The organism is Odoribacter laneus YIT 12061, from assembly GCF_000243215.1.
GTDB classification, from domain to species: domain Bacteria; phylum Bacteroidota; class Bacteroidia; order Bacteroidales; family Marinifilaceae; genus Culturomica; species Culturomica lanea.
On record NZ_JH594596.1, the window covers coordinates 163,267 to 183,438 of the forward strand.

At 38.5% G+C, this 20,172-nt stretch carries 14 protein-coding genes; 4 read left to right on the plus strand and 10 right to left on the minus strand.

From position 1 onward, the window contains the following. Nucleotides 1-13: 13 nt before the first annotated feature. From HMPREF9449_RS00820 to HMPREF9449_RS00840, 5 genes are all read right to left on the minus strand, one after another. Complete coding sequence (locus HMPREF9449_RS00820) at nt 14-1,516, minus strand: RagB/SusD family nutrient uptake outer membrane protein (RefSeq protein WP_009135323.1); 1,503 nt, start codon at nt 1,514-1,516, stop codon at nt 14-16. 11 nt (nt 1,517-1,527) lie between these two features. Continuing rightward, nucleotides 1,528-5,109 carry a SusC/RagA family TonB-linked outer membrane protein gene (locus tag HMPREF9449_RS00825; RefSeq protein ID WP_040611471.1) on the minus strand — a complete coding sequence of 1,194 codons (3,582 nt, stop codon included), beginning with the start codon at nt 5,107-5,109 and terminating at the stop codon, nt 1,528-1,530. A 146-nt stretch (nt 5,110-5,255) separates the two neighbouring features. Further along, on the minus strand, nt 5,256-6,461 hold the full coding sequence (locus HMPREF9449_RS00830) for a FecR family protein (RefSeq protein WP_009135325.1): 1,206 nt from the start codon (nt 6,459-6,461) through the stop codon (nt 5,256-5,258). A 62-nt stretch (nt 6,462-6,523) separates the two neighbouring features. Next, the gene (locus tag HMPREF9449_RS00835) at nt 6,524-7,090 is read right to left on the minus strand and encodes an RNA polymerase sigma-70 factor (RefSeq protein WP_009135326.1); all 567 of its coding nucleotides are present in this window, start codon (nt 7,088-7,090) and stop codon (nt 6,524-6,526) included. 222 nt (nt 7,091-7,312) lie between these two features. Further along, nucleotides 7,313-7,822 carry a C40 family peptidase gene (locus tag HMPREF9449_RS00840; protein WP_009135327.1) on the minus strand — a complete coding sequence of 170 codons (510 nt, stop codon included), beginning with the start codon at nt 7,820-7,822 and terminating at the stop codon, nt 7,313-7,315. A gap of 334 nt (nt 7,823-8,156) precedes the next feature. Here HMPREF9449_RS00840 and HMPREF9449_RS00845 point away from each other — a divergent pair, with 334 nt between their 5' ends. Next, nucleotides 8,157-8,561 carry a hypothetical protein gene (locus HMPREF9449_RS00845; RefSeq protein ID WP_009135328.1) on the plus strand — a complete coding sequence of 135 codons (405 nt, stop codon included), beginning with the start codon at nt 8,157-8,159 and terminating at the stop codon, nt 8,559-8,561. Here HMPREF9449_RS00845 and HMPREF9449_RS00850 read toward each other — a convergent pair. After that, nucleotides 8,553-9,473 (minus strand): RluA family pseudouridine synthase, encoded by a 921-nt coding sequence (locus HMPREF9449_RS00850; RefSeq protein WP_009135329.1) that lies wholly within the window; start codon nt 9,471-9,473, stop codon nt 8,553-8,555. The genes HMPREF9449_RS00845 and HMPREF9449_RS00850 overlap by 9 nt on opposite strands. Nucleotides 9,474-9,603: 130 nt before the next feature. Further along, nucleotides 9,604-11,451, minus strand: coding sequence for a biotin/lipoyl-containing protein (locus HMPREF9449_RS00855; RefSeq protein WP_009135330.1), 1,848 nt, complete (start codon nt 11,449-11,451; stop codon nt 9,604-9,606). 365 nt (nt 11,452-11,816) lie between these two features. Between HMPREF9449_RS00855 and coaD the strand changes: the two genes are divergently transcribed. Beyond that, nucleotides 11,817-12,305, plus strand: coding sequence for a pantetheine-phosphate adenylyltransferase (coaD, locus tag HMPREF9449_RS00860; protein WP_229031410.1), 489 nt, complete (start codon nt 11,817-11,819; stop codon nt 12,303-12,305). Between the two features lie 11 nt (nt 12,306-12,316). Then, complete coding sequence (locus HMPREF9449_RS00865; RefSeq protein WP_009135332.1) at nt 12,317-13,471, plus strand: serine hydrolase domain-containing protein; 1,155 nt, start codon at nt 12,317-12,319, stop codon at nt 13,469-13,471. A 941-nt stretch (nt 13,472-14,412) separates the two neighbouring features. Here HMPREF9449_RS00865 and HMPREF9449_RS00870 read toward each other — a convergent pair. From HMPREF9449_RS00870 to glyA, 3 genes are all read right to left on the minus strand, one after another. Beyond that, nucleotides 14,413-15,807 (minus strand): BACON domain-containing protein, encoded by a 1,395-nt coding sequence (locus HMPREF9449_RS00870; RefSeq protein ID WP_009135334.1) that lies wholly within the window; start codon nt 15,805-15,807, stop codon nt 14,413-14,415. Between the two features lie 12 nt (nt 15,808-15,819). Further along, entirely contained in the window at nt 15,820-17,604 is a 1,785-nt protein-coding gene (locus HMPREF9449_RS00875; RefSeq protein WP_009135335.1) for a C10 family peptidase, read from the minus strand. A gap of 411 nt (nt 17,605-18,015) precedes the next feature. Next, entirely contained in the window at nt 18,016-19,296 is a 1,281-nt protein-coding gene (gene glyA, locus HMPREF9449_RS00880) for a serine hydroxymethyltransferase (RefSeq protein WP_009135336.1), read from the minus strand. 241 nt (nt 19,297-19,537) lie between these two features. Between glyA and HMPREF9449_RS15700 the strand changes: the two genes are divergently transcribed. After that, nucleotides 19,538-20,041: a hypothetical protein gene (locus HMPREF9449_RS15700; RefSeq protein WP_009135337.1), complete on the plus strand. Its 504-nt coding sequence runs from the start codon at nt 19,538-19,540 to the stop codon at nt 20,039-20,041. Nucleotides 20,042-20,172 lie beyond the last annotated feature (131 nt).

Below are 20,172 nucleotides of genomic sequence, written 5' to 3' on the forward strand. Positions count from 1 at the left end.
TAGGTGAGGATTATTATCTGGGGTTGGCAGGCAAACCTGCACCGATTACCTGTGCCGGTAATTGGATGGCGCGTCTGGGATCGTCCACTGTTAAAATATCATCACTGCTTTCATAATGATTGTGAACGACTTCTATTCCATATCGTTTGATATCAAACCAGCGCAGGCCGTCGTGTATCGTTTCAATTCTCCGACAGTGGAGAATAAAATGAATAAAACTTTCCTGAGTGCCCGGATTTATTGAAAATTTAGGGTGTAAGACCTTTTTACTGGGTACCTCTTGAGTGTAATAATTATGAATAATATCCGGAGATATATTCACTCCGCTGTTGGTGTGTCCTTTTAACCACAGATTCATATCTGCCAAAGCCAGAGCATAATTTTCCTGATATACATAGGCTTCTGCCCGGCAAAGTAATGTTTCGTCGGTGGTGAAGGCCGGGTAGACAATGTTTATGTAACCGATACCCGCTACCTTATCGGTATACTCTGTAAATGCTCCTAATTTCGGATAGCATAATTTCTGAGCATCTCCGAAGACGGTATTATAGGCAGACAGGTTTTCTCCCCATAATCCGGGCGACCAAATTGTACCTTCTTTGGCGATTTCCTGAGAATGCCCGTACCGTTTTCCTCCGTTTGTATAAGGACCGTGAATGATCGGCCAATAAGATTTCGCCGGTAATATCAGTAAATTACAATTTAATTCTGCACTGATATAATGATTGAATCTCCAATCTAAGTCGGAAGTTTTGGCATCGCCCAGATAATCCCGTATTACTTCATTGGGGGCGTCTCCCAGAGCCAGTGTCGCATACTTGATGGTGAGATCAAATTTTCTGTAATAGAGATAAAAACGGGCAGCAAAGGCGCAAGCCGCTTTGTAGTTAAAGTGGTATTTCGGAATGTCGTAAAGTTGGTCATTGATTAAGGGAAGGCCTTCTTCGATATCCCGGGCTATTTTTTCATAGACTTCTGCTACAGTACCTCTGTCGTAATTTTTGAATACTACAGTTTCAGGTTCTTCTACATAGGGGATGCCCATATCTTGTGTACTGTTTTGTTCGTTATAATGCTGGCAAAAAATATTGACGAGTACGAAATGAGCATAGGCCCGGCATAAGAGGGCTTCTCCTTTTTGTGCCGTACAATTTTCCTCCCCGATTTCTTTAATCGTTTGTAAAACGTGATTGGCAGAGGCGATAGCTATATAGCATTGATCCCAAAGATATTGGGGAGAGTCTTGTGTGATTTCGGAGACATCCTCCCAATTGTAACATTGGGGAACCATTAAGGAATAATAAGTATAGAGGGGACCATTATCTGCTGTATTATCCGACATCAATTCCGTCATAGTAATGAAAGAAGCTGCAGGATAAGCCGAAACCAGCAGACTGGTAAGTTTTTCTTCTGTATTCAATTCTGCCCGGTTGTCGGGCATTTTATCCAGGAAATCATTACAGGCTGTAAACAGACATGCCCCTGTAATCAGCAGAGAAATAATGATATTTTTCATATTTTCAGGTATTAGAATCCGAATTTTAAAGTAAACGTAAATTGCTTGGGTACAGGGGCGGAAACACCACCTGAACGGAAGAATTCAGGATCTTGTCCGTTTAGTTTTGAATCAGCATAGATCAGAAACGGATTGGTTGTTTGTACTTTTAATTGAAGGTTATTGAGCTTCAGCCGACTGATCCATTTTTCCGGAAAATTATAGCTGAGAGATATCTCTTTCATCCGTATAAACCCTCCGTCGGCAATGCGTGCATCTGAGTAATTATAAGCGTTATAAGCATACGATAAATTGGGAATATCCTTATTTTGTCGTTTGCTGGCGATTACGGGAATATTGGTGAAAGCTTCGTCTCCGGGAAGCATCCATCTGTTTTTGAACTCTTTGGGCATTGCATCCAGGTCGGAATAGGAATTACTGAATACCGGGTCTAAACGGATTACATTTCCAAACGAATAGGTAATGAAGATATTCAATCTGAAATTTTTATAGGTGAAAATGTTTCCGAAACTTCCGGTAATGGTGGGTTCTGTGGGACCTTCGTATTTCAGAAAACTCAGGTTGTCCATTTCCTGAAAATTAATATCCGTTATGGTAATATCCCCTTTATGGTTCAAAAACAGGGGTAATCCATTCTTATTTAATCCTCTGAACGGCATGGAAAAAAGAGAACGTACCGGATAGTTTTTCAGAGCAAACCCATTTCCGGTAATCAGGTCGATGACTCTGGAACGGGTATCCAGTTTCGTAACTTCATTTTTATTTTTTGAAAAAATGAAATCTGTGCTCCAGCTGAAATCTTTGGTTTGTATATTTTTCGTAGAAAGGGTAAATTCAACTCCCCTGGATTTCATAGAGGCGACATTGGCATATTTCTGGGTTTCTCCTCCGGCGCCTTGGGTGCTCGTAAGTCCGATCAGATCGTAATTATTTCGCGTATAGTAATCCAGGGTAAAATTGATCCGGTTGTCCAGAAATCCGAGGTCTGCTCCTAAATTTAATTCGTGTTTTTTTTCGTAGGTCAATTCACTGTTTTCCAGGGAGCTGATCTGTATACCTGATTCTTTTACCGTGGAGGAGGGCCGGTAGGGACTGTAACTCGTATAAATGGCCCGGGAGTTACTTACGAAAGCCGGTCCGCGGTCTGCAGTCAGGCTGTAAGAAGCCCGGAGAGTCAGGTGAGAAAGAGCGGGTTCCAACGATTCAAAAAAAGATTCTTCGTGCACATTCCAGGCCAAGGCTGTATTCCAGGTAGGCAACCAACGGGAACTTTTCGATTTTCCTAATTTGTTTGATCCTTCATAACGTAGCGTCCCATTGAGGGTATATTTGCCCCGGAAAGAATAAGTTGCGGTACCGAAAAATGCAACATTCCGGGCGGTAGTGGTGACATTGTCATAATACTGTCCGTTTTCTTCCGCCAATTGTTTAAATGCATTGTAGTCGAAAAAAGGATTTCCTCCCATTTCATACTGGTAACCCAAACCGTTGAACCAAGTTTCTTGACGTTCAATCGAGCTGGTTTCCATGCCGCCGAAAAAATTGAAAATATGAGTTTCTCTGAAAATTTTATTATAACTCAAAGTCGCCCGGAAGTCAATTCCGAACATTTTATAATTGGTCCGTTTGTAAATACCTCCTTTCGGTAGTATGCTGATAGGTAAACTGTAAGCAATGTCCGGGTCTTTATAAAGAAAAGGGTTGGCGTCCCGGATGGTAGCGTCTGCCATAGCCCGATAGGCTAAAGCCTGATTCGAATTATCCCTGACGTTGTGTTCTTGGGAAGAATTCTGGTATTTTACAGCTCCTAATACTTTGGCTTCCAAGCCGCTTAAAATTTTCCATTTTAATTCCCCCTGAAATTTTAGATCCACCATATTGAGATCGATATAATTGTTATCCAGCTCGTTCAGAATATTGAATGGAGCATAATTACGGGTATAATATACATATCCGCTTTTGTCTTTTGCGGCCAAGGCCCGGGAGGTATTGAGGGCGTAACTATAGGGATTGATATCGAAATCCCGTTTCACTTCGCCGCTGACCACATCTATTTGTTGACTGAGGGTTCCGGGGGCTTTTTGTTTCCGGTAGGAGCCGTTGGAAATTAAATTGATGCTCAGGTTCGGCAAGATGTTGAAAGAAGCATTTACATTTGCGGTATATCGGTTCACGGAACTGGCTTTCGACCATCCCGGATCGTGATAAAGGCTGAGCGAAGTATAATATTGGGCTTTCTCTGTGCCTGAACTCAGGCTGATAGAATGGTTCTGAGCCAGAGAATTTTTGAATAATTCTTTAAACCAGTTCGTATTTCTTCTTTCGGCTTCTCCTAAATATTGATAGCAGGCTTCCGGAGTATTGGCTAATTCCCAGCTACCTGATACGGGATCGTAAGTATTGATTAATTGATACATTTTTCCGTATACCCCGCTTTCTGAAGCTCTGTATGTTTTGGCGAATCCCAGCCATCCTTTTTCCTGCATTTCTTTATAGACCCTCATTTGATCCTGAGAATTCATAATGTTGAAGGTAGTATAACTCGGTACCATTCTTACGGTAAATTCTCCCGAATAATTGATGTGGCTGACTCCGGCTTTTCCTTTTTTGGTTGTGACGACGATAACCCCGGCCATCGCTCTGGCTCCGTAAATGGAAGTGGCAGAACCGTCTTTGAGGATCTGAAAACTTTCAATATCGTCGGAACTCAGCCCGGCAATTGCAGAACTGATTAAGGTCACCGCATCTCCGGAGGAAAGATCGTCTGCTCCCAATTCCACCACATCTTCCATAACCACTCCGTCTACCACCCAAAGCGGGCGACTGCTTCCGTAGATGGAGGTGGCTCCTCTGACCCGGATTTTCGGGGCTGTCCCGAATGTTCCGGATACATTTTGTACGGTTACTCCTGCGGAACGTCCTTCCAGGGCGCGGCTGACGTCAGGCATACCTTGTACGATGACTTCTCCGGCATTCAGCTGGTCGGTAGCTCCTGTAAAAAGTCGTTTGTCCATTTGGGCCATTCCGGTTACGACTACTTCTTCCAGCGTTTCGCTATCCGGTTTGAGTACGACGTTGAGGATATCTTTATCTCCGATCCGTATGATTTGTTCTTTCATCCCGACAAAAGAGAACTTTAACGTACTTCCCGGTTTTACTTTTAAACTGTATTTTCCGTCTAAATCCGTTGAGGTACCGGTAGTCGTTTCTAACACCATGATCGTTACCCCGGGTAAAGGCTCTCCTTTGTCATCGGTGACTTGTCCGGTAAGAGTGCGTTCTTTCGGTTGCGTTTGCGGAAGGGCAGGGGGAGCGGGGCGAATCACTACATAATTGTTTATAATCTCCGCCTGCAGTTGAGTCCCTTCTAAAATAACCTGATACAATTCCTTTATGGTGAAATCTTTTTTTTGAAGACGAACGGTGCGGCGCATATCCAGTTCGTTATTACTGAAAAAAGTAAGTAAACCGGCTTGTTTTTCCACTTCGTTAAAAATAGCCTGTAGGGTATGTTCCCGTGCCTGAAGATGCACGACCTGAGCAGAAACATTTGCGGACACTTGACAAGTCAGGCCTACTGTCAGAAGGAACATGAGTTGAGACACATGCCATACTTTTCCGGAAATTTTCTCGGAAAGAGCCTTTAGCTTTCGGATTTTTTCCATACATTTGTTTTTGAAATTAATACTATTATGTCTGTTTACCAGACAGACATGATTTACTATTAAAATAGGGAGTGTTAGCGCACTCCTTGTTTTTTGGTTACCGTTATTTCTTTCTCTTTTATTTCAAATTTTATATTTGTACTGGTCGATTCTATCAGGCGAAGCAATTCATTCAAACTGGTATTTTTTTCAACAGCTCCTGTGAAACGATATTTTTTGCTTTCTTCGTTTTGGAATATAAAGTTTACATCGTACCAACGTTTGAGTTTTAAGGCAATATCTTCTATCGGCATATCCTGAAACCGAAATAAATTGTCTTTCCAGGAAGTATAAAGTTCTGTATTCACTTTTCTGATTTCCACGGTGTTGGAATCCGGATTCGACCTTAATTGCTCTCCGGGACGTAGCGGATAATTCTTCTTTCCTACTTTTACTTTTACCGCTCCTTTGACTAAGGTGATTTGTTCAGAGGCCTCATCTTTATAACAGCATACATTAAAAGCTGTTCCCAACACCCGGATAGCAGAATGCTTTGTTTTTACAATAAAGGGTTTTCCATCGTGTTTTACTTGAAAATAAGCTTCTCCGCTTAATTCCACCACTCGTTCCGCTCCGTAAAAATGATCGGGAAAGGAAAGACGACTATCGGAATTTACCCAAATTTGAGTGCCGTCACTGAGAATGACATTGTATTCTCCGCCGATGGGCACATAGATATGATTGGGTTTTTCCGTTATTTTACAGGAATTTGCGGAGGAATTAAAGGCAATCGTATTGGTCGTATTTACTCCGATAATTTCTCCTTTTGTATTCCGGATTTTTTGGTTAGCACTTTCTTCCAATACGATTTTTTCTCCGCTGGATAGTTCCAATACGGCTTTAGTAGATCCCGGTTTTACGGGTTCCGGTTTTGTAACCAGAGACAATGCGGGCGTATTTTTTTCTTTCGGAAGTAAGCGGCTCAATAGAATTCCTCCTATCAGTAGCGGAATGAGCAAACCTGCAGCAATGCTATAACGAGTCAGAATCGGTTTCTTTTTCCAGCCCGGCCGTTTGCTCGTATGCGTGTCTATATTTTTCCAGGCTTTCTCCGGCTGAATCTGTTTAAAATGAGCCACCTGAATGACTTTTTGTAAAGTATTTTCCAGTTGTTTTATTTCCTTATGATGCTCAGGATGAGCCTCCAGCCAGTTTTGTAATTGTTTCTGGTCGGCATTATTTAATTGTCCCTTCAGAGAACTTAGCAACAGACAGATAATATGAGAAGGAATTTTCTCCATTTTTTATTTTTTCTCCTATGACAGGAGAAAAACAAAAATGGGTGACAATTTTTTCTTCTTTTTTATAAATTTTTTGTAATAAAAAGTAAGAAGAGATATGTTTTCTTATTCAAATTATTTTTTAATGTGATCATTGCCCGGGCGATGGTTGTTTTCACGGTATTGACAGAAATATGTAATTCTTCCGCCACTTCTTTGTATTTTTTATTTTTGAATAAAACGGCTAGAAATATTTCTTGGGTTCTGGGAGGTAATTTACGGATTTCCCGATAGATTTCTTCCAGTTTCTGATTCCATTCCGAATCGTCTAGACGCTCTTCTTCTGCCCATTCGCCGTAATCTGAAATACTTGTTATACGTCGGTTTTCGTTTTTTTCCAAAGAATTCAGACAATGATTGTGTACTGCCTGGTATAAATAGGAACGCAAATGTTGGTCTACTGCTATAAAACTCTTTTTCTCCCAGAATTTGATAAAAACTTCCTGAACGATGTCTTCGGCAATATCCTGACGACGGACAAATTTTAAAGCATAGAGCACTAAAGGCCTATAGTACTTTTTGAAAAGCAATTGCAAGCCTTTTTTTTCTCCCTGTTTTAATAAATTCAAAATATAAGCCGCCTCATTCATGAATTATTATACCTTTATTTGCAAAAGTAATATATTTTTAATATTTTCATTCTAAATTTTATTTATACATTCCGAAGAAATTCATAAATATTCAGAATTTAGTGGTTTTAAAATCGAAACTTTTAATGTATGACGTTGATATATAGATTATTATTTTTTAAAATTCTTTTTTCTGTAAATGCATACGATTAAGTTATCTTTTTGATAAAAGTTAAAAAGAGTTTATTTTTTTACCTGCCCTCCTTTTATCCATCTTTTTTTGTAATAAGGTTCGTTCAATTCACTGAGGCGGACACCGCTGGCTGTCGTAGCATGAATAAACGTATTCTTTTTTAAATAAATACCTACATGACTAATAGATTTACGTTTTGTGGCCGTATTGAAGAAAACCAAATCCCCGGGTTTTAATTTATTCCGGGAGATTTTCCGGCAATTTTTTTTATACATGCCGATAACCGTTCTTTCTAGAGAGAGGTGATAGACGTTTTTATAAATGTTGCACACCAGTCCGGAGCAATCCACTCCTTTCTTTGTATTTCCCCCATAACGATAGGGCACTCCCAGCCAGGCTGAAGCTTCTTGGTAGAGTTGTAAGGGGTCTTTCGGTGAAACCTGAAAGCCTAATTTTGAGGATAAGTGAGAAGCAGTATGTTGTTTTTGGGCGAGCTTTCTTTGGGAACTGCAAGAACAGACCAGCAGCAAGCATAAAAAGTAGAATAGTATTTTGTGCATGAACGAATTGAATTAGACTTGGACAAATATAAAAAGTTGAAATGGGTAAAAAAAATTCTAAACCCTAATAACTGTAAAACTTTAACAAAGCTGGGGAATAAAATAACGTCCTTTTCTCTTCGGTAACCGTTTGTGCTCCCTTAAGGCTTGTGGGCGATTCTATGATTCGGAAATAATATTCTCCGAAAGTATCTTTATCTGTTTCTACAGAACGTATTCAGTAAATACGAGAGCGTGAATTATGTGTTTATTCCGCAAGAACTGTTCGGAGAATCTTCTTTATTGTAAATTTTTACTAATTTTGATTGTTGAATCATTCTAGAAATATACTGCGATGAATTGGAAAGAGATATTGGCATCTTATCCTGAAAATGAGGATATGATATTCCTCTATGAAGAATGGGGAGAAACCCCTTATTTGAGAGAGCTATTTACTTTATTAAGCGAATATCAGCCGGACTGGAATAAAGAGAAAGAATTGGGTAGTTGGGCAGCGGAATTTATGCTGGATCTTTTGGAGGAAACGGAAGCAGAACTCGGGGAGATGGAAGCAGAGGCGCGATTGGAGCAGTTTAAAGAGAGGATAGAAGAGCGGTATGACGATTTTAGAAATAGTCATCAGTTTGTAAGGGTAAATAATGTTGCCTTACGGGCAGAATCCGGGGAACAGTCTTGCGAAGATATTCGGGCCTACGTCGATCAGGAGGGAGAAAAAACCGGTTTTCCTATTTTAATTTAAGGTTTCTTTGTCTTTGATCAGGAGATTAAATCGGTTCGGAATAGGGGTTTCAAAGTTTAGCCTTTCTCCGGTTTGGGGGTGGATAAAACAAAGTTTAAAGGCATGAAGGGCAAGACGGTGAAGCGGATTGTAACGTGCTCCGTATTTTTTATCTCCGGTGACGGGGCATCCTTGAGCTTGCATATGGACTCGGATCTGATTTTTGCGTCCGGTTTCTAATTCCAGTTCCACAAGGGCATAGCGAGCATTCTTCTTTATCACTTTGTAATGAGTAATAGCGAGTTTGCCTTCCTGTGGTGTGGTGGTGTGGACGAAAAAAGCACTGTTTTCATTTATATAAGAACGGATGCTGCCTTGCTGTAGGGGAAGATTGCCTTCTATAACGGCAATGTATTTCCTTTCCGTGATGACATTTCCCCAGTCGCTTTGTAATTTTTCCTGTATTTCTTGGTTTTTGGCGAACATCATCAGACCTGAAGTATCCCGGTCCAGGCGGTGAAGGATAAAAATACGATTGTGCGGATTGTTTTGCTTGACGTAATCGCTGAGAATACGATAAGCTGTTTTTTCCTGAATCCGTTCTGTGGCCATGGACAATAAGCCTGCAGCTTTTTCTACTACAAGCAGAGAAGAATCTTCATAAACAATTTTTAACTGAGCATGGGAAAAGGGTTTATTGGCTTTGCCAAAACCGATTTCGATTTTGTCCCCTTTGTGTAAGGGAATGTCGAATTGTGTAGTTGGTTTGCCGTTTACAACAATTTGCTGATGCTTCAATAAAGATTTTATACTTGTTTTACTCTGATGGGAAAGAGAAGAGAAAAGAAAATTCAATAACGTATTTTCTTCTGTAACTTCCAAAATTTTAGTTTTTGGGGCGGGATGACGGGAAGCAGGAAAATTTTTTTTCATGTTAAAAAGATCAAGCTTTGGAAATAATAAAAAATATCCGAACAACTGCTTTTATTAGGTGATTTCATGCTTACTAGCGAAAGCTGATTGACATTTGCCAATAAAAGCGGAGTTCGGATATTTTTGTTTATCAAGCCTCTATTTCGATTAGTTTAGCACCTGCCTGAACCGGTGTACCTTCTTTTACGAAGATCCGTTTTACTTTTCCGGCATAATCCGAGGCAATATTATTTTCCATTTTCATGGCTTCCAGAATAATGACAGATTGGCCTTTGGTTACCTCATCTCCTGGTTTAACCTGGATTTTGAAAATGCTGCCCGGCATAGGAGCTTCCACTACTTTTCCCGTAATAGGTTCTTCCTGTTTTTCTTCCACTACTTTTTTCTCTGTTTCTTCCTCTTTATGCGAAGCTTGGTATTTGGCTTCTTTTTGACGGGTCAGGAAGTTTTTAGCTACTTGCGGGAATAATTCCAGTAACAATACTTCTTTTTCGTTTTCTGCCAATTTTACACCACCGGCTTCAGGTAAAGTCGGATTGGGTTGCATCTGATATTTAGACATATCATATGGAATTTCTTCCCGGGTCCCGGCGATTTTCAAACGGAATTCCGGATCGATGGGTACCGGTGTTTTACCATATTCACCTTTCACCAGATTCACAAATTGATTGGATACGTTACTGTACATCGGTTTACCGGCTTTCAAATCGAGGGCACAATTCACAGCTTGGGCACCTACAATCTGACTGGTCGGGGTTACCAAAGGAGGAAGACCTGCGGCCAGACGTACTGTCGGGATTAATTCCATGGCTTTTTCCAGAATATCCATAGAGTTCAGTTGTTTCAACTGAGCTACCATATTACTGTACATACCGCCTGGAACCTCAGCTTTCTTTACCAATTCGTTGGGTTTCGGGAAATTGAAATAAGCTTCTATAGCATGGCAGGCCTTTAATAAGGCTTCTTCGTCATTGGCTTTGGCTGCTTCAATTGCTTTGTCGAATTCTTTGTCAATTTCGGCAGGTAGGGTATCTGTCAGCGGATTGAACGGATTCGGGAATTGCTTGGTGGCGTCTACAGCTGCCAGCTCTTTCCGGATATCATACAATTCTTTGTTGATTTTAGCTACGGCTTCCATGTTAATATCGAGTTCCACACCTAATTTTTTACAGAAAATATAGATTAACTCGATAGCAGGAGCACCGGTTCCACCGGCAAAATTCCAGATATTCGTATCGACTACGTCGATTCCTTTGATGATAGACATCAATACTGCACCCAAACCGTAGCCAGGAGTACAATGTGTATGAAAATCGATAGGAATAGATAAATTTTTCTTAAATAACGGAACTAATTCTGCAATTCTGGAGGGTTGAATCAATCCGCTCATGTCTTTAATGGTGATCATATCCGCTCCCAGAGCTGCCATTTGTTTGGCTTTATCCAGAAAATATTCATTTGTAAAAACCGGAGCAGGATTCTTTTTCCCTTTCAGTTTATCCATAATGCTGAGTTTCGGATATTTCGGGTCAATTGTGTAACAAACAGCACAGTCGGCGATACCTCCGTATTTTTTTACATATTTAATAGTCGATTTTACATTGTTGACATCGTTTAGAGCATCGAAAATACGCATAATGCCTAAACCGGATTCGATAGAATTGCGGCAGAAACCATCTATAATTTCATCTGTATAAGGAGCATAACCAAATAAGTTACGGCCTCTGGATAAAGCAGTTAGTTTGGAGGCATTTCCTACAGCAGCTTTGATTTTCTCTAAGCGATCCCACGGATTTTCATTTAAATAACGCATAACGGAGTCGGGAACTGCTCCGCCCCATACTTCCATTGCATAGAAATTTGCATCTTTATAAAAAGGTAACACTCTGTCAATTTGCTGTTGTGTCATACGCGTAGCAAAAGAAGACTGTTGTCCATCCCGGAGAGTAAGATCTCTGATTAGTAGTTTTTGTGCCATTTTCTGCTATAATTTAAGTAAGTTAAAGTATAATATAGAATCTTATTTTATTTAAAGTATCGGTATCCCCTTTTTATGCTGGTTTTACGATTGCTTTTTAAGTTGTACAAACTTATTAAATAAAAATCATATTTCGTATCAATTTCTAAGAAAATTATAGAAAAAAATCGTTATTTATTTCTTTTGAATAGAGGATGATTATAATTTATAAGTTGAGTCCGATATTTTTTTACTTTTTTTTCATTTATAAGGTTTGTTTAGTTATGTTTGTACACTTAAAGGAGAAATCGAAGTTTTTAGAGCCGTTTGAAATAGAAAAAAGACGGATTGATTTCGGATTGAGAAATTGAATTTAAGATGCTGATATGATGGAAAAAATAGCTGTATTTCCGGGATCTTTTGACCCTTTTACTATCGGACACGAGGAGATTGTAAGAAGGGGATTGAAGATATTTGATAAAATCATTATTGCGGTGGGCATCAATGCTCTTAAAAGAGAATTTTTAGACGTGGATTGCCGGGTCCAATTGATTCAGAAAGTATTTGCGGATACTTCCCGGGTCATCATAGAGCCTTATTCGGGTTTGACGGTTGATTTTTGTAAAGAAATGGGAGCAAACATCATTATTCGCGGTTTACGGACGGCTGCGGATTTTGAATATGAAAGAGCTGTAGGGCAAGCTAACCGGGCTATGGATGCGGAGGTAGAGACAATGTTTATTCTGACTTCCACAGAACATACCTTTATTAGTTCGACGATTGTTCGGAATGTATATATGAATGGAGGAAATGTAGATCGCTTTTTACCGGAAGCTTTAAACACAGAGGATCTTCGGAGATGTGAAAAAAGGTAATAGGTAAATATATGAAAAAAGGAAAAAAATTAAGGGTTGCCGGGGGTATTATCGCTTTGGTGACTCTCTTTTTTTTATGTCTTCCCACTTATATGCGGAATGCATTGATACATTGGTATCCGGATATTTCGGATACTTATCTGTTTGATTCTCATGCTGTGACAAAGGCGGACACTTGTTGGGAATGGCCGGTTGCTCCGGATTATAATACTTATGTTTTGGATAGCACGGACCGGGCTTTTTTGGCCGAGTGGGGAACTGTCGCTTTCTTAGTGATACAGGAAGATAGTATTTTATACGAAGCTTATTGGGAAGATTGGACGCCACAGACCTTGTCGAATATCTTTTCAGCCACTAAAAGTATTGTCGGGATTCTGATCGGGATTGCCTATGACGAAGGCTATATCGGTAGTTTAGACGACAAGGTGGGAAAATATTTGCCGGAATTTCAGAAAGGGAAAAAAAGTAAAATTACCATACGGAATCTGTTGACAATGAGTTCGGGATTAAACTGGGATGAAGCTTATACAGCTTTATTTTCAAAAACGACTCAGGCTTATTACGGAGATGAGATCCGGAAACTGGTGATGAGTTTGGAGGCTGTGGAGGAAGCAGGTAAAAAATATTCTTACAAAAGTGGGGATACCCAGCTTCTGTCGTTTGTCCTTGAAGCAGCTACGGGACAGACTATTAGTGCGTATGCTGAAGAGAAACTCTGGAAACCCATGCAGGCTTGCAATGACGCTCTGTGGAATTTGGACAAAAAAGGGGGAGATGAAAAGTCATACTGCTGTTTTAATTCGACAGCCAGGGATATAGCCCGTTTTGCCCGGTTGATGTTGCATAAAGGGAATTGGAACGGTAAGCAGTTAGTGTCGGAAGCATATCTGCAAGAGGCGATGTCGCCTGCAGCTTATTTGGAGAATGAATTCGGAGATGGACCTCTCGATTATTATGGATTTCAAATCTGGATTATGCATTACCGGGGAATGCAGTTTCCTGCTTTCCGTGGCTTAGGCGGGCAATACCTATTTGCTATTCCTCAGAAAAATGCAATTGTTGTGCGTTTCGGACACAAGAGGAGTGAGTTATACGAGCGGGAAAAAACGGTGGATATGGACGGGTATTTGGATATTGCCTTTAAAATTTTAGCGAGGAATGAATAAAAATAACAGAAAGAAATTTTGTTCCTAAAATTTAATAGTAAAGTCTTCTTTAGGGAAGTGGGCAAAGATCAGAAAAATGGAACTTATGAAAAAATGTCATTCGAGTATTACACTTGCTTTTCTATATTTCCAAACTTTTTTAAAACCAAAACTTTTTCTTTTGGAGGTTTAATTCCATGTCTCCTCCAAATTTTTATTCACGAAAATCGTGATAAATCTTACTTTATTAAAGTTTTCTTTTTTCATTCTCCTTATATTTTTTTACTTATTCTGAGCTTTTTATGCGTCCGAAGTAACAAATGTTGTGTCTCTTTTAATCACAATAAAACATCTTGCAATGATTTTTGTTCTAATCGCATTAATGACCGGCGCTTTAGGCTTTCTCTCCTGCATTTTTCTTTTATAACCTGCTTTCAGTTGTGCAGATCCCATGACATAGCTATAATTGTAGTTCTAGTGAGGTGTACCTTCCTCTTTCTGTTGGCTAATACAGGCATTCTGGTTTCCTTTCGGATAGTGATACCGGAAGTATATTCAAACAGAGCAATCTCACAATAACAGGCAAATTCCAAGCAATTAGAACCGATACAAGAAGGTATTACAAATTTACTCATTGATAAGGGGCATAATATTTTATCCGATGAGCAAAGAAAGTTTTCCGTTATATAATAGGCACAACATGTAAAGAAACTTGCGAACGATGTGAGATTGATATCCCTTAATACGAAATATTTAAAGTTTTTGATAATGGAGAATATTGTAACTATTGCCAATATATACTGAAAAAATTGGAAGATAAATAATAAGAATAGTTACTAAGATTCTTCCCGTTACTATTTAATCAGTTATTATAAATCAGACAAACCCATTTAAGTTATTGTCATAAATAATCACCTTATATAATTATCTGTTTTTCCAATATAAAGTAAATTACTAAAAAATTAAAATTCTTTTAAATTTAACTCGTTTACTCCAATAATATCGTTCAATCTCATTTCCTCTGCACCCCATATTTCTATAGTAACAGTATATTCATTTAGGGAATTATAATCGTGAGATGCACTTGCAGAATAGGGTTCTTCTTTCCCATCTCCCCATGCAATAGAACCAAATAAATTTCGACCTGCAATAATCGGGATATGGAAAGATTGATTGTTGTGTTTAATTTTCAAGCGGCTAGCATTTGTAGAATTTTGATTGATAGTAACTTGTTGATTAACATTAGCATGGGAAATGGTAATGGTACCTTGACGTGCTTTACTATCTAAATTTGGTTCGATTGTAAAATTCAATATAGAGGTTTCCATTACCCGGGTATTAGGGAGGTATTTTATCCAATCCACAGAAATCAAGATTTTAAATTCTATATTAGCACTTACTTCGATTTTTAAATTTCCGCCCTTTTCAGATATAGTATATTCGTTTTGTGTAATGATTATAGCATCTTTTTGCAATTGTGTAATAGAAACTTTTTCAGTAATTCCCCAATCTTTGGCTCTAAATTGTATTTCTGCAGTTCGGGAATTATATGATTCGTTTGCTGAAATAGATATATTATGAGTATAGGATGAAACAGCACGACTTTTTTTCTCCGTTATCCAATCCACGTTAGGTAGTTGCATTTCATAAGGAACATTACTTTTTAATTCGATTTTGATTTCTGTTGCATCACTACTTAGGGTATAATTATTTTGGGTGAGAATTAATTCTGGAGTTATTCCACTTTGATAGATGGTGAAAGTTTCAGATGTGTCACTACTGTGAATAGTGATTTTCCCTTCTCGCTTCATGATATTGTCGTTCTTTTTTACTTCAAACTCAAGTATAGATGTTTCTAACCCTCTGGTGTCAAGAGGTGTAATCCATGTTGCAGCCTTCTCTTCAATGGTATATTCAAAATGAATATTTGCTTTAATTTCTATCAAAATCTTGCCACCTATGGCTGGTACTTCTGCTTTAGAGGAAGTAAGCATTAGAGCATCTTTTTGCTTTTGTACAATTGTAAAAGTCGTATCACAATCCCTGTTTGTTAATGTTATGGCGGAATTTCGTTCGTCGTAACTTTCATTCGCAATTACGCTAATTATAACTTCGTTTTCTCCTGCTTCGCCTTGAAGTGGCGAAACTTTACACCATGGTTGATCGGTAATAACGGACCATTGTGAAGAAGAAGTAAATCGAATCCTTTGTGATTCTTCGTTCGCTCCAAATGTCTGTAGGCCATTTTTTAGGGTAAGTTCCGGTTTAGAGATATTTATACTTTTTGTACAGGCTATAAACAATAGGGTTACCCATACAATTATAAATATATATTGTTTATTCATCATGGTCGCCATGTCTTAATTATTTTACTTTAATGAATTATTGCTTATAAGAAATTGCAATTCTTTATATTCTCTTTCTTTCTGCAATTTTATAATATAAGAACCTGTTTGTAGGGATTTTGTATCGATTTGAATTTCATTATTTTGAATTTTGCAGAATTTAGTAACATCCATATTGTTATCTGCATTAAAAAGTTGAAAATTAACACCGTCTTTTATTTGAAGTGTAAATATTTTTGTTTGTTTATTGAAAATTATAGATGTGCTTTCTTCAATGGTGACGTCATCATTTATTAAAACCAATTCCCATGAGGTATTCTCTTCCTCATTGCCTTTAATCAAGGTCCAATCAGGTGTCTTTTTACTTTTATAAAAAGCTCGTATCCGATCTCCTCCTTGAATAGGGACTGTTATTGTGACCTGTTTTGTTTTATTTTTAAGATTGAGATATACAAGTGGAGATAAATTTTCAACAGGATAGGTAACTAACTGGAGTTTTATTTCTCCTAATTTATTAGTCAAAGCCCATGTGATAGTTCCAGTAAATTTATCAGATCCAAAATTCCTGATATGTTGTCCTGTTAAATCGAACGGTTTGTTTGTATGTATGAAAGGTGCCGAAGTAAAAAAGCCAGCAAGTTCTGTATCCTTATTCGAAAATCTCAATATTTCCTGATAAGGATTACCTTCATCTTTTTTCAAGCCAATAATTGCCCACTGATTAGCGTTATAATAATTCTCTTCATTATAACCTAAGGCAGAAAGAGTATAATATCCGTTATGATTACCACTGTGTCCCCAATTTACATGAAAGTAATTGTCAGTTGTATATCCATCGAGTATAAAAGCATGTCCTCCTTTATCCTTAGCTCCTCTATAAATAATTGGCCGTTTTTCTTTTAATTCTTTTTTCAATAATGAATACCAGTCATCGGTTGTATAAACTGCACGTTTTAGAAAACAAGCACTTTTATCATATTTCATATAGGTTACTAAGGCAGAAAGTACATTACTAAGAGAAGCTGCAGTTGCTGTACCATCAAGGCCATAATCTGCTTGAAGCATCATTCCACAATCGAACATTAAAGTTGCAACTGCAGATGCCTCTTTATCTGTATATTCACCATTATACGATAATGGCATATTAGACCAATCATAAGCATGTCCCAATTCGCGGTCAGGTAAGGTTATTTGGAGTGTTTCTGTTGTATATCCTGGAATTGTGCCGCTCCCATAGTCAGGCCATTGATGAAATCTCATTACAATAGCAACAGCAGTTATAACGCATCCTGTTGCAAGTTTTTTACCGTTTCTTTCAGGACAATCATTATTATATGGTGCAAATTGATTCCATTTTGCCGTTTCTAATTCTTCTTCTATATTTCCTGCTCGTATGGTTGACCACGCTTGTCTAATATTAGCATCATAAGTAGGGTTCTGTCGAACTTTATTAATTTCTTTGTGTAGCATTTCAAGCCAATCCATTAAATTGGGGGGGATATTAGTTGGATCGAAATTGTTCACGAATGAATAACCTAAAATTGGGAGAGCAGCGTCGTCACCTGCAACAATAACAAAACCTTTTCCTCCGACATTGTTAAATATATAATATGACGGTGACTCCACTCCTTCGCGAGTATAAATACTTTTCCCATTCCAAATCAGCTGTAAATCTATAGTAGCTGTATGTGAGCGTTTTGTTTGAAAAAAACTATTCGCTATAGCATAGGCCTGTTCAACAGAGATGTTTTTGGCAAATAAAATCTCTAGCGAAAAAATTAAAATTAATAATAATAGATATTTTTTCATCACAATTTATTATTTTCCAAAATAAGATATATTGTGAACAAAAATAATAATAAAAATTAATTTGTTAAAGAAAGTATATAATTAATCAAAATGAAAAAAAGTAAATTGAAGTCTCAATACTAACGATACTCTCTGACAATATTCCATAGTATTGAGATAATGGTTATATGCTTAGAGGATGTTAATATTCGATTAGAGTATTGGTGTATAGTAGGGTGCAGAATATTGCCTACTGCTCTAAATAATTACAAACTAAAATAGGCAGTGAATCCTACCTTGATGAATTATTACAGTAAATTGTATCATAAATAAAAACCACCACATGCTAAACAGCATATGGTGGTATGAGAGGTTGAAAAATGAAATAGGAGGAAAAACTGTTTTATTTTCCTCCTACTCGATTGATTATTTTTACCAGGCAAACATGGGTCTGGGTTTCATCATTGCGTTGACTTCTTTCTTTACCTGTGCGATGACGTTTTCATCGTCTATATTGGAAAGAATACGATCGATCATATCTACAATCACCGGCATATCTGCTTCTTTCAGTCCGCGGGTGGTGATAGCGGGAGTTCCTACGCGCAAACCGGAAGTAGAGAACGGCGTACGGGTATCGAAAGGTACCATATTTTTATTAATAGTGATATCGGCACGTACCAGTGTGTTTTCTGCTTTTTTACCTGTCAGGTCAGGGAATTTGGTACGTAAGTCAATCAGCATACAGTGGTTGTCGGTACCTCCGGATACGACTTTGTATCCTTTGTCCATAAAGGCTTTTGCCATTGCTTTGGCATTTTTTTGCATTTGGACAGCGTATTCGGTATAAGAGTCGGATAAGGCTTCTTCAAAAGCAACTGCTTTTGCTGCAATAACGTGTTCCAGCGGTCCTCCTTGTTGGCCCGGGAAAACGGCAAAGTTGATCACCTGCGACATCATTTTTATTTCGCCCTTCGGTGTTTTCAATCCCCAGGGATTCGGGAAATCTTTCGGTAATAAAATCATACCTCCACGCGGTCCGCGTAAAGTTTTGTGAGTGGTCGTGGTTACGATATGGCAGTATTCAAAAGGATTGTTTAATAAGCCTTTTGCAATTAAACCTGCCGGGTGTGACATATCGCACATCAGCATGGCCCCCACTTTGTCGGCAATTTCGCGCATCCGTTTATAATCCCAGTCGCGTGAGTAAGCGGAAGCACCGCACACGATCATTTTCGGATGGTGTTCCAATGCCAGTTTTTCCATTTCGTCGTAGTCTACCAGACCCGTATCTTCTTTTACGTGGTAAGGGATAGGGTTGTAATTAATACCTGAAAGATTTACGGGTGAGCCATGGGAAAGGTGTCCTCCATGAGCTAAATCCAAACCCAGGAAAGTATCTCCCGGTTTCATACAGGCAAAGAAAACGGCAGCATTTGCCTGAGCTCCGGAATGGGGCTGTACGTTGGCAAATTCGGCTCCGAACAATTTACAAGCCCGGTCTATCGCTAATTGTTCTGTCTGGTCGACAATCTGGCAACCTCCGTAATAACGGGCTCCCGGATAACCTTCCGCATATTTATTCGTAAGACAGGAACCCATAGCCTGCATTACTTCTTCGCTCACAAAATTTTCAGAGGCAATCAATTCTATGCCTTCTTGTTGACGCTGACATTCTTTTTCAATTAAATCGAATATTACTATATCTCTTTTCATGACTCTATTGGTTTATAGAAAATTTTCTTCAAATTTAGAGGATTCCTTTGGACTTAACAAATTTTTCGACATTATTCTGAAAACGATTGAATTTTAGAGAATAAGCTAAAGAGGGCAGTGTAAACTTGAATTTTAATCCTGATAATTTCAACAGCAGAAAGCCGGGAAAAGAAATGGGATGGGAAAAGGCGTTCTTTTTTTTGTTTTTATTATTTTTGTAAGATACTAAAATGAAATAACTATGGAAAATCCTTTTGAAGAAAAACAAATGAAACGGCCGACATTTCTGACCGTATTGTGTATCCTTACTTTTATTGGGAGCGGATGGGGCATATTGTCCGAACTCTTTTCTCTGATAACTGCCGGTATGATGAATCAGAGTGTACAGATGGAACAGTATTCGCAAGCGATGGATCAGTTGGCGGATTCTGGAGTCTCTTCTTCTTTTCTTTCAGGTTTATTGAGTTCTTCTCAAGAAGTGATTCAGGCTAGTATGATGTATCGAACGCAAATTGCCGTTTGTGGTTTGATTCTAAGCGTGATCAGCTTAATCGGAGCAGTCCTGATGTTTCGGTTGAAGCGTATCGGCTTTTATTTTTATACCGCTGCTCAGGTATTGATGCTGGGCATTACTCCGATTTTTATCGGTTTTTCCTTAATTACTATTACAAGTTTGATTTTCTCTGCCATTTTTGCACTTCTTTTTATCATTCTCTATGCCGTAAATTTAAAATATATGAAATAGGTGTAAAGAATGCAGAAAATGTAAATTGCAGTTTCTTTTTCAAGAAAAACGAAAGCCGGCCGAAAAGGTATTTTCCGGTCGGCTTTTTGGATAATTTCTATTACTTTTATTCTCCTTACTGTAAGAGTAAA